We start from the raw sequence: 1,226 nt of genomic DNA on the forward strand, positions 1-1,226 counted from the left end.
GGCTCTCCCGGCATCGGTGTGGGTCAGCCGGTGCGAGTGGGGGGTCGCTCCCACGGCAGGACGAGGGTGATGGGGCCGCAGGTGAGCATGACCAGCGAGAGTGCTGCGGTGGCGGTGTGGAAGCCGTAGGCGCGGCGGATCAGAAGGCGGACGTGGTTGTTCAGGCCTTCCGCCCGTCCGTTGTTGATCCTCAGGCGGATCGAGGCCAGGATCCCGTCGCGGAACTTGCGGATGGTCCTGGCGGCCTTGACGAACGCGGGGAGCTGGGATCGTTGCGCCTGGGAGGTCCAGCGATCGATCAACTCCCCGGCCTCTTCGGCGTCCAGGTCGCCGGCGAAGATCGCCCGAAAGGACTCCTTGAGGCGGTAGGCGCGCCAGATGCCGCCACCCTTGCGGCGGAGCTTGCGCAGGGTAGAGGCCTGCTCGTCGGTGAGGTTCTCCGGGTTCTTGAGCAGGGACCAGCGAGCGCCCTTGAACTTCTTCGCCCCTTCCTGGTCACCGAGCCCGCGCATCTCGTTCCAGGCTTCCCGCCGCACGGTGTCCAGGGCGTCGCCGACGAGCTTGACGGCGTGGAAGGGGTCGATGCAGATCACCGCCTGCGGGGCGTGGTCTTCCTTGCGGACGCTCTTGGCGAAGGCCGGGCCCATGTCCATGCTCACCGCGGCCAGCTGTGCGGCGCGCTCGGGGCCGAGCTCCGTGAAGAACTGGTCCAGCGTCTCGCTGTCCTTGCCCTCCGCGCCCCAGACGATCTTCTTCCCTGTGTGGTCGGCGACCAGGGTGAGGTAGTTGTGGTGCTTCTTCCAGGAGACCTCGTCCACGCCGATGGCGACCAGGCCCTCGAGCCGGTCGGTGTCCATGCCCTCGGCGACCACGCGGGCGCAGATGCGGCCCACGGTGTCCCAGTCGACGCGCTGCAGGCGGGTGATGGTGGTCTTGTCGGTGCGGGTGGCCAGGTAGGCCACGACGTCCTCGAAGTCGCGAGTGAAGCCGGAACGGTGCCGAGCAAAGGACACCGCCTCGACCTTGACGCCGTGCTCGGGACAGCCCAGGCGGCGCAGGTTCGCGCGCACGACCAGACCCCAGCGGCCCAGATCCAGATGCCGCCAGCAGGAGGAGACCGGCCGAGTGTCGTACCGAGCGCGGGTGGTGTAGCCGCAGCCGGTCTCCGGGCAGGCCAGGCGCCGACGGTTCAGGGCCACGTCCACGATCACGCGGTCGTCGCCGAA

1 protein-coding gene is annotated in these 1,226 nt (G+C 69.1%); it reads right to left on the reverse strand.

Going from position 1 to position 1,226, the window contains the following annotated elements:
• Positions 1-23: 23 nt before the first annotated feature.
• Positions 24-1,226 (reverse strand): ISL3 family transposase (locus ACWDA7_RS53100; protein WP_450615445.1); only part of this gene is annotated, 1,203 nt, incomplete at its 5' end.

The organism is Streptomyces sp. NPDC001156 (assembly GCF_053598275.1).